Annotated in this window: 12 protein-coding genes; 10 read left to right on the forward strand and 2 right to left on the reverse strand. The window is 28.9% G+C overall.

The window, feature by feature from the left end; translation table 11 throughout:
• Position 1: 1 nt before the first annotated feature.
• From mreC to msrB, 8 genes are all read left to right on the forward strand, one after another.
• Positions 2-850 (forward strand): rod shape-determining protein MreC, encoded by an 849-nt coding sequence (gene mreC, locus ACIJYI_RS01160; RefSeq protein ID WP_435114303.1) that lies wholly within the window; start codon positions 2-4, stop codon positions 848-850.
• On the forward strand, positions 850-1,368 hold the full coding sequence (gene mreD / locus ACIJYI_RS01165; RefSeq protein WP_435114304.1) for a rod shape-determining protein MreD: 519 nt from the start codon (positions 850-852) through the stop codon (positions 1,366-1,368). Before mreC ends, mreD begins: the two co-directional genes overlap by 1 nt.
• Positions 1,361-3,265 carry a penicillin-binding protein 2 gene (gene mrdA / locus ACIJYI_RS01170; protein ID WP_435114305.1) on the forward strand — a complete coding sequence of 635 codons (1,905 nt, stop codon included), beginning with the start codon at positions 1,361-1,363 and terminating at the stop codon, positions 3,263-3,265. Before mreD ends, mrdA begins: the two co-directional genes overlap by 8 nt.
• Complete coding sequence (rodA, locus tag ACIJYI_RS01175) at positions 3,266-4,390, forward strand: rod shape-determining protein RodA (protein WP_435114306.1); 1,125 nt, start codon at positions 3,266-3,268, stop codon at positions 4,388-4,390.
• 68 nt (positions 4,391-4,458) lie between these two features.
• Positions 4,459-5,700 carry an NAD(P)/FAD-dependent oxidoreductase gene (locus ACIJYI_RS01180; protein ID WP_435114307.1) on the forward strand — a complete coding sequence of 414 codons (1,242 nt, stop codon included), beginning with the start codon at positions 4,459-4,461 and terminating at the stop codon, positions 5,698-5,700.
• Entirely contained in the window at positions 5,701-6,603 is a 903-nt protein-coding gene (locus ACIJYI_RS01185; protein WP_435114308.1) for a DMT family transporter, read from the forward strand.
• Entirely contained in the window at positions 6,596-7,546 is a 951-nt protein-coding gene (locus tag ACIJYI_RS01190; RefSeq protein ID WP_435114310.1) for a D-2-hydroxyacid dehydrogenase family protein, read from the forward strand. Before ACIJYI_RS01185 ends, ACIJYI_RS01190 begins: the two co-directional genes overlap by 8 nt.
• A gap of 3 nt (positions 7,547-7,549) precedes the next feature.
• Positions 7,550-7,921: a peptide-methionine (R)-S-oxide reductase MsrB gene (gene msrB / locus ACIJYI_RS01195; RefSeq protein WP_435114311.1), complete on the forward strand. Its 372-nt coding sequence runs from the start codon at positions 7,550-7,552 to the stop codon at positions 7,919-7,921.
• A 10-nt stretch (positions 7,922-7,931) separates the two neighbouring features.
• Here msrB and grxC read toward each other — a convergent pair whose 3' ends face one another.
• Both grxC and ACIJYI_RS01205 read right to left on the reverse strand, forming a co-directional pair.
• Entirely contained in the window at positions 7,932-8,186 is a 255-nt protein-coding gene (grxC, locus tag ACIJYI_RS01200; RefSeq protein WP_435114312.1) for a glutaredoxin 3, read from the reverse strand.
• A 3-nt stretch (positions 8,187-8,189) separates the two neighbouring features.
• Positions 8,190-8,486, reverse strand: a complete 297-nt coding sequence (locus ACIJYI_RS01205) for a TIGR03643 family protein (RefSeq protein ID WP_435097606.1) — start codon at positions 8,484-8,486, stop codon at positions 8,190-8,192.
• A gap of 119 nt (positions 8,487-8,605) precedes the next feature.
• Between ACIJYI_RS01205 and ACIJYI_RS01210 the strand changes: the two genes are divergently transcribed.
• Entirely contained in the window at positions 8,606-9,220 is a 615-nt protein-coding gene (locus tag ACIJYI_RS01210) for a LysE family translocator (protein WP_435114313.1), read from the forward strand.
• An 89-nt stretch (positions 9,221-9,309) separates the two neighbouring features.
• On the forward strand, positions 9,310-10,551 hold the full coding sequence (locus tag ACIJYI_RS01215; protein WP_435090690.1) for an amino acid ABC transporter substrate-binding protein: 1,242 nt from the start codon (positions 9,310-9,312) through the stop codon (positions 10,549-10,551).
• Positions 10,552-10,580: the final 29 nt, after the last annotated feature.

Here is a 10,580-nt window from a genome sequence, read left to right on the forward strand (position 1 = left end):
AATGGCTGCAGGCAGAGACGATTTCGTAATAGCCTTCAGGTCTGCATTTTTAAAAAAGAAAGATAAACAAAAGTTTTCATTATTAACTTTAATATTTTTATCAATATTTGTAATTATTTTAAGTAATTTTAATTTTAAGATTATCAAAATTATAAAGATGGGAATAAATGAGGTTGTATATAGATCTTCATTTTTTATTTCAATTCCAGAAAATAAAATAAAAAGCATTAATGCTCAAATTAATGAGCACATGAAAGTATATGATGATTATAAAATTATTGAAACAGATTTAGAAAATCTTAAACAAAAAGAATTATCAATTAATTTTTTAAAATTAGAAAATGATAAATTACGAAAATTAATTGATGAAAGTATAAAATCAGATGAAATATTAGCAAAAGTTTTAATTGATAAAGAAAGTCCATTTTTAAAATCAATTGTCGTAAACAAAGGAACAAAAGACAAAATAAAAATTGGAATGGCAGTAACAGATCGAGCTTATTTAGTAGGTAAAGTAATCGAGGTTAATTATACTAATTCAAGGGTATTACTTTTGTCGGATTTAAACAGCAAAATACCGGCATTATTGGAGCCAATTGGAATGCAAGCAGTAATTTCAGGAACAGGAAAAAATTATGGTGAAATTCAATATACGAAAGAAGAATATGAGAATGAAATTAAGATTAAAGAAATCATTGTTTACACTTCAGGGCTAGGAGGTTTGTTTAAAGCAGGATTACCAATAGGAACTATTTCAGCTGATAATATCAAAAAAGTTAATTTTTTTTCTGATTTTAGACAATTGGAGTATGTAAAAATTGTATCTTTTAATATTGAAGGCACAAAATAATGTCATCATTAAACAAAGCACCAATTTCAAATATAATTTTTTCATATTTTCCAATAGTAGTTTTATTTATATCTGCATTTAATGAATTTGATTTTAATTATCTAAAAATTCAATATTTTTCATTTAATTTTATACATATATTAATTTTTTTCTGGACATTAAAAAATCCAAACCATCTTGGTTACATTTCAATATTTATGGCAGGTGTAGTTAATGATGTTATTGTTGGTTTACCGCTTGGTGTAAGCAGCTTTTGTTATTTGTTAATTTGTTCAGTAACAGCTTATGTTAGAAATATAACTTTAAGTCCAAATTTTATTAATGATTGGTTGTCTTTTTTGTTTACAATTTTATTAGTCAATTCCGTACAAGTTATAATTTTAGATTTAATTTTTTTAATTCAAGTTGATTACATGAAATATTTAATTAATACAGGTTTTACTTTTATATTTTATCCATTATTTTTTTTCATATTTAATTATGTGAATAAAAAAATTATTGTTAAATTAAATGATTAAAGAAAATTCAAGTATTAGAAAAGCAGACATAATTAATAGAAGAATGTTTATAATTGGTGCTGCTAAAGTATTAATATTTGCAGGTATAATTGGTAGATTATTTTCATTACAGATTAATGAAAATAAAAAATACTTAACTCTTTCAGATAAAAACAGAATTAGAGAGTGGAAATTACCACCAACTAGAGGAAGCATTGTAGATTATTTTGGAAATATAATAGCTGGAAACTTAAAAGTTTATCAACTTCATATAATTCCTGAACAAGTAGAAAATTTCAATTATTTATTGAATAGATTAAAGTTTCTTTTGCAGTTAAGTGAAAAAAAAATTTCAAATATTTTAAAATCTAAAAAAAGGTTAAAACCATGGGAGAGTATAATTGTTTCTGAAAATTTAAGCTGGAGTCAATTTGTAAAAGTTAATAATTATTTATATGATTTGGTTGGCGTTAAACCAGTGATGACTATCTCTAGAAATTATCCATTTAATGATATTTACACCCATGTTTTGGGATATGTTAGTCAGCCAAATGAAAATGACATTTTACAGAATCAGATTATTCAGGAAAGATTTGTACCTGGCATGAAAGTAGGAAAACTTGGACTAGAGAAAACTTTAGAAAATCATTTAATAGGTACAAATGGTATTCAAAGATACGAGGTAAATGCTTATGGCAAAAGGATTAATCACCTTGAATATCAAAAAGGAAAACAAGGATCTAAAATTCGATTAACAGTTGATACTGAAGTTCAAAAACTTTCTGCAAAATTATTAGCAGGCCAGGCTGGATCAATAAGTGTAATGGATATTTATACTGGAGAAGTTGTAGCTATGTATTCTTCACCTTCTTATGATCCAAATTTATTTTTATTCGGTATTAGTAAAGATGAATGGGAATTAATTAGAAATAACCCCCTCAAACCATTAATTAACAAAACTCTTTCAGGGTTATATTCTCCAGGCTCAACAATTAAACCAATAGTAGCACTATCAGCTTTAGAAAATAATATAATTAACCCCAATTTCAAAGTTAGATGTACAGGTAAAACTGAGCTTTATGGTCAAACATTTCATTGCTGGAAAGAAAAGGGGCATGGGCTTGTAAGTTTAAATAATGCTATGAAACAATCTTGTGACACATATTTTTATGAAATTGCAAGATTACTTGGAGTCGATCGATTAAAAATTACAGCAAAAAAATTTGGTTTAGGTGAAAAAGTTTTAGGTGATTATTTTGAAAATGAAAAACAGGGACTTTTTCCAAACACAAGTTGGAAAAAGAATAATCTAGGAAAAGGATGGGTATTAGGAGAAACCTTAATTACAGGTATTGGTCAAGGATATACCCAAACTACACCTCTACAATTATGTTTGATGACAGCCCAAATAGCAAATGGTGGATATTCAATAAAACCAAAAATTATAGTTAATAATGATCCATTAAGTTTTGAAGAAGCAAAAAAAAATATGAAAGAACAAAGTTTAATAAACTTTAGTACTCAGTTATTTAAAGATGAAAAAAATATAAAAATAGTCCAAGAGGCTATGTTTAGTTCAACAAATGAAATTGGAGGAACTTCATATCGATCAAGAATTGATAATCCTAAGTATCAATTTGCTGGTAAAACAGGTACAGCTCAGGTTAAAAGAATTAGTAAAAGAGAGCGTGAATTAGATCTTAAAATAGATCAGATACCATATAACGACAGAGATCATGCTTTATATGTTGCCTATGGTCCATATGAAAATCCAAGATATGCTTTAAGTATAATTGTTGAGCACGGTGGGTCAGGTAGTAAAGCAGCAGCACCGATGGCAAAGAAACTTTTTAAATTGATAATTGATAGAGATACGCTTAGAGAAAAACAACCTAACTTTGAAGAAATAGATATTTAAATGTTTCAACACAAAAGATTTAATTCAGAATTAACTTTCTTTCAAAAAGTCAAAAATTTAGATTATATTTTGATATTTTGTATTGTGCTGTTATCAATCATAAGTGTGTTTGTGATGTATTCAACGGATGGAGGTGAAATTCTTTATCATACCAAAAGTCATTTTATTAAAATTTTAGTTTTTTTTACATTAATGATGGTGATTTCTTTTTTTAATATAAAATTCTGGCATATTACTTCTTATATTTTTTATTTTAGTATTATCCTCCTTTTAATTTGGGTTGCTATGTACGGAATAAAAGCATCAGGATCTCAAAGATGGGTGGATTTATATTTTATAGTTCTTCAACCTTCAGAACTTATGAAAATAGGTGTTATTTTATGTCTTGCAAAATATTATCACAGATTAAAAATTGATAGTGTTAATTCTCTTTTGAGCATAACTGTTGCCCTTACAATTATTATAATTCCAATTATTTTAGTTTTAGCTCAACCCGATCTTGGTACATCTATTTTAATTGCTTCCAGTGGATTAATAATATTATGGCTGGGTGGAGTAAAAATAAAATATTTTTTTATTTCTTTTGTTACTTTTTTGATTTCTTTGCCTTTTATAATCTCTTTTTTAAAACCTTATCAAAAACTAAGAGTTTTAACTTTTTTAGATCCAGACAGAGATCCTTTAGGTGCCGGTTATCAAATTATACAATCAAAAATAGCAATTGGTTCTGGTGGATTTAGTGGCAAAGGTTTTTTAAAAGGAACCCAGAGTTATTTAGAATTTCTACCTGAAAAACATACTGATTTTATTTTTACTTTGTTTTCAGAAGAATTTGGTTTTTTAGGATCAATAGGTCTTCTAATAATTTATACAATAATAATAATTAGAATTATTAGAATTGGCGTATTATCAAGAAGTAACTTTGCAAAATTTTTTTGCTTTGGATTTGCTTTTGCAATTTTTATTTATATCGTTGTTAACTTGTCCATGGTATTAGGTTTATTACCTATAGTCGGTTCTCCATTGCCAATCATGTCTTATGGTGGTTCATCAATGTTGGCAACTATGATAGGTTTTGGAATTGTACTAAGTGCCAAAATTAATCACAGACAAACAATTGCTTAACAGGCTTAAGATCAAAAAAAGTATAATTTGTCACTACAAATTAAAATTTTTATCAGTATAAGAAATTTATGAACACAAAAACAAAAGTTGGGATTGTTGGCGCTGGGATACAAGGTATTTCAAATGCATTATTCCTTCAAAAAAAAGGTTTTAAAGTAACTATTTTTGATCGAGATAATCCAGGTAGTACAGCAGCTTCATATGGAAATGCAGGTCATTTTTCCCCATATGCTTCAGTGCCACTTAATAGGCCAGATGTATTAGCTGATGTGCCTTCAATGTTATTAAACTCTTCAGGTCCTTTAGCTTTAAAATGGAATTATGTTCCAAAAATGATTCCATGGTTTGCAAGATTTATTATGAATTCGACAAAAAAAAATATGATGCACACTGCAAAAAATATGCATCAAATTTTAGACTTAGCGCTGCCAGCCTACGATGAATTATTTGATGAAATTGATTTAGAAGGATTAGTTGAAAATAAAGGAATTCTTTACATATGGAATGATCAAGATTTAAAAAGCAGAGAGTTAGAAATTGATATCAGAAAAGAATTAGGTGTGGAGCAACAATTAGTAAATAAATCTGAAATCCATGACTTAGAACCTCATATAAAACCATTCTACCATGCAGGAGTTTATTATCCTTATGCAAGACATGCCAGAAACCCAAAAAAAATACTTTTAAAACTATTTGATTTATTTTTAAAAAAAGGTGGAAAATTTAACAAAGTAAATGTTAAAGATATTAATTTTGATGAAGAAAAACCAATTTTTAAAACTGAAACACAAAGTTATATATTTGATAAAGCTGTAATTGCTTGTGGAGCATTTTCAAAAAAATTAACAGATAATTTAGATGAAAAAATACCTTTGGATACAGAAAGAGGTTATCATGTTCATTTTAAAGGTTGTGATCATTTATTGACTAGACCAGTAATTTTTTCAAATAGAGGTTTTGGTATAACACCAATGGAACAAGGTTTAAGAGTTGTAGGCACTGTTGAATTTGGTGGATTAGACAATCCTTTATCAAAATCAAGAGTAAAAAATTTAATCAACAATGCAAAGTACATGTTGGGAGATCTACCTGAACATGAAGATGAGTGGTTAGGTTTTAGACCATCATTACCAGATTTTTTGCCTGTTATGGGGCCGTCAAAAAATCATAAAAATGTGTTCTATTGTTTTGGCCATCACCATTTAGGATGGACTTTAGGACCAATTTCTGGAAAGATAATTTCAGGAATGATAGCTAAAGAAAATACTAACTTAGATTTAAAACCTTATAGCTCACTAAGATTTAGTTAAGTGAGAGAAAAATCAAATTTTCTTGCATATATTTTTTTGTTACTAACAGTAACTTTTTGGGCTGGAAACTTTATAGTTGGAAAATTTGCAAGTTTTTATGAAGTACCACCTTTTTCTCTGAATTTTTATCGTTGGTTCTTTGCATGGTTAATTTTAGCACCATTTACTCTTCCTGAAATTTTAAAAAAAAAAGAATATATATTTCAAAATTACAAACTGTTTATAATCTTGGGCGTCACAAGTATTACAATTTTCAACTCTATTGTTTATTATTCGTTAAATTTTACTCAGGTTATAAGTGGAGTATTAATGATTTCTACAATTCCTGTGATGATTATGTTTTTTTCATTTATTTTGAAAATTGAAAAAACAAATATATTTCAAATAACAGGAGTTATATTTTCATTTTTGGGCGTAATCATAATTATTACTAAAGCTAATTTTGAAATTTTAAAAAATTTAGATTTTAATAAAGGTGATATTACGATGGTAGTTGCTATGTTTTCTTGGGCTCTATACTCAACTTTGTTAAAAAGACAAAAATATGAATTATCACAAATAAGTTTATTACAAGTTGTGATGACATTTGGATTAATATTTTTAATTCCAATTTATTTCATAGAGTATCAAATTGGCTTTAGAATTAACCTAGATAAACCATTCATTTTAATTTTATCATATGTTGTTTTGTTACCTGGTTTAGCATCATTTATTTTGTGGATTAAAGGTATATCCATGATTGGGGCAAATCGATCTGGTGTATTTTTGCATTTGATGCCTATATTCAGTGCCATAATGGCTATGATTTTTTTTAATGAAAAATTTATGTTTTATCATATCTTAGGAGCCTGTTTCATTGTTACAGGAATTTTATTATCAAATAGGAAAGTTCAAAATGCTTAAAGTTGCAATATTAGATGACTATCAAGATGTTTCACAAGAGTTTGTGGATTTAAAAAATTTATCAGGAAAATATGAGTTTAAAATTTTTAGCGAACCCTTTTTAGATGAAGCTGATGCAATTGAGCAACTAGCTGATTTTGATGCACTGTTAATTATGCGTGAGCGAACACCAATCACAAAAAATATAATCGATAATCTAAATGATCTTAAATATATCATCACAAGTGGCTCAAGAAATAAAGCGATTGATCTAGAGGCTGCAAAAAAAAGAAAAATTATAGTTTGTGGTACTGAGATTAACTTTAATCCTACATGTGAATTAACGTGGGCTTTAATTTTAGGGCTTTCAAAGAACCTCAAAACAGAAATAGATAATATGTATCAAGGTTACTGGCAAACAACAGTTGGCCTTGAACTTAAAGGAAAAATTATTGGTTTAATTGGTCTTGGAAGAGTGGGTTCACAGGTTGCTAAAATCGCAAAGGCTTTTGGCATGCAAGTTATAGCTTGGAGTGAGAATTTAGACTTAGATAAATGTAAAGAATTAGATGTACTTCCTTGTACCAAAGAGGATTTAATCAAAACATCAGATTATATCTCAATTCATGTACAAGGAGGAGAGAGATATAAAGACTGCATTACTATTAAAGAGTTTGACCAAATGAAAAAAACTGCTTTTTTAATAAATACGTCACGCGGTCCAATTGTAAATGAAGATGATTTAATTATTGCCTTATCAACCAATGTTATTCTTGGTGCTGGTTTAGATGTTTATGAAAAAGAACCATTGCCTGAGGGAAATAAACTAAGATTTTTGCCAAATGCATTGTTAACACCTCACATAGGTTATGTTACTGCTGAAAACTATAGTATTTTTTATACGCAAATGATCGAAGATCTTGAAGCGTGTGTTGATGGTAAACCTTTAAGAGTTATAGAATAAATAATGACAAAAAAGATTAATCCTAATTTAACTGAAGAACAGCAATCAGTTTTGTTCGAAGAAGGAACTGAGTTGGCGGGAACAAGTGAATTAAATCATGAGAAAAGAGAAGGAAGTTTTCATTGTGCTAACTGTGGAGAAAAATTATTTGATTCTACTACAAAGTATGAAAGTGGATCTGGTTGGCCTTCATTTTATCAATCATTACCTGATGTGTTTGAAACTAAAACTGATCATCACTTAGGTTATGCTAGAACTGAATACCACTGTAAAAAATGTGGTGGCCATCATGGCCATATCTTTGAAGATGGTCCTGAACCAACTGGAAAAAGATTCTGTAACAATGGGATTTGTTTAGTTTTTAAGGCTAAATAAGTATTTGAAATTATTTTAATAGATCTTGTAACTTATTATCTTTTTCTAAAGCTCTAACATCATCGTATCCACCAATGTGTTGATCATCAAAAAAAATTTGTGGAATAGTTCTTTTACCATTAGCTTTTGAAATCATTTCGTCCATAGCACCTTCAACTGTTGCAATACTTATTTCTTTATATTCAACGTTGTTTCTAGTCAATAATTTCTTAGCTGCTTCACAGTAATTACAAAGTGGTCCTGTATAGATTGTTACATTTTTCATGATTTATAAATAATCATTCTTTTTAATTTTACTAGTAATTTCTTTTCTAGAATATTCAAACTTTTTTCTATGCTTTATACTTTTTTGATTAACTCTTTTTCTCCATAATCTGAATGAGGTTGGTTTAACAGATCTTCGCATAATCTTAATAACCTCAGATTCTGTCTTACCAGTCTTTTTCTCTATTTCCTCAAAAGTGATCCGATCTGCCCAGGCGGCCCAAATGATCCAATCCGGGTCATTCACTTCTGGCTCGGGATTTTTAACTCTTGTGATGGGGGTGTGACCTTTTTTTTTCATAAATCCTTTATATTTGAAAAAAATGATTAATGCATTTTTTTTAGAGCATGATATTATAAATTTGATAGTCCATCTTAGCCATCTTTAGCTCCCGGTTTTTTTGGACTATCTTCCTTAAAATGTACCCCTTAAATTATTTCTTATTTTTACAGATAATATTGTTTTTATTTATAACCCCAGGAACACCTAGAATTGTTATTATTTCATATTCTATGAATTATGGAATTCAAAAATGTATATGGACTGCCTTAGGAGATATTACTGCAAACTTTATTCAAGCAACGCTAGTAATTTTTGTAATAGGTTCTTTTTTTTCAGATAATCCAAATTTTTTAAATATTTTTAAATGGGTTGGAGTAATTTATATTTTATATCTTGCTTATGATCTCTATAAATCAAAACCAAAAGATGTAAGTTCAGATAACAATTCATCAAAAAGTTTATTTTCTTTTTTTAGAGATGGTTTTTTAGTTGCTGGTACAAGTCCAAAAGCTTGGATGTTCTTTCCATTAATATTCCCACAATTTATTGACTTCAATGAAAATTATATTGTTCAATTTTTTATTTTAATCACAACTTATGTTGTTTTAGATTTTTTATCTTTAATGGCTTATGCTTTGCTTGCTAGAAAACTAATTGTTTGGATAAAAGCTAATCCTAAAGTTATAAATACAATTTCAGCGTGCGTTTTAGTTGTTATAGCAATGATTATTGTATTTATGCAAAAGTATTAAGTCGCAACCTGTTATTACCCGCTTGTTTGTTTTCTAATTAAAGGTTTTAATAAGTCTTTAAATTTAAAAAATAAATAGAGGAAAATAAAATGAAAATCAGAAATATAATTATTACATTGGTTTCTGCAATTGCACTTTTAATTTCAGCTTCAACAGTATCTTTCGCGAAGGTTGTTGGAGATAAAATTGTCTTAGGTGCAGCTGTTTCATTAACTGGAAAATATTCATCAAATGGTGTTCATACTCAAAACGGTTACAATTTAGCTGTTGAGAGAATAAATAGCATGGGTGGTGTTAAAGTTGGTGGAAAAAATTACAAGTTTGAAATCATTTATTACGATGATGAATCAAACTCTGGTAGAGCAGCTCAACTTGCAGAAAGATTAATCAAACAAGATGGTGTTCAGTTCATGCTTGGTCCATACAGCTCAGGTTTAACTAAAGCTATGGCACCTGTAACTGAAAAATATGGAATACCTATGGTAGAAGCTAACGGTGCATCAAGATCGTTATTTACTAAAGGTTATAAATATTTATTTGCAGTGCTTGCACCAGCAAACTTATATCTTGATGTAGCAATTGACCTTGCAGTTGAAAAAAATGGTGGTAAGCCAGTTAAGATTGCAATGGCATTTGAACAAGATGCTTTCTCACAAGACGTGAGATTAGGTATCGTGGATGCTGCAAAAAGAACAAAGTCAAAAATCATTATTGATGACAAGTTACCAAAAGAGTTAAATGATATGGCTGCTACTTTATCTAAAGTAAAAGCAGTTAAGCCAGATGTTCTTGTGGTTTCAGGTCACACTAAAGGTGCTTTAACAGCGGTTAGACAAATTTCAGAAATGAAAGTTGATGTACCAATGTTAGCAATGACTCACTGTGATGCTGCTAAATTATCTAAACAACATGGTAAAGCTTCTGAGTATGCACTTTGTGCTTCTCAATGGCATAAATCTCTATCATACAAAGATAAGTTCTTTGGTGGCGGTATGAAATATGCTGGAGACTTTAATGCTAAGTTTGGATACGAGCCTCCTTACCAAGCTGCTGAATCTTCAGCTGCTTTATTAGTTTTCAAAGATGCGTTCGAAAGAGCAAATTCTTTTGATACTAAAAAAGTAAGAGATGCTTTAGCTGCTACTGATATGCAAACTTTTTATGGAAACATAAAATTTGCTGAAGGTGGTCAAAACGTATCTAAGCCAATGGTACTTTTCCAAGTATCATGTAACGATGATGGAAGTAAATGTGAAAACAAAGTTGTTGCTCCTACAAAATGGGCATCTGCTGAGTTAGTACACCCAATTCCATCTTGGTCTAAAAGATAATATCTAATATGCAAAATGCTCCCTAGTAA

This window comes from Candidatus Pelagibacter bacterium nBUS_36, from assembly GCF_051201215.1.
GTDB lineage: Bacteria > Pseudomonadota > Alphaproteobacteria > Pelagibacterales > Pelagibacteraceae > Pelagibacter.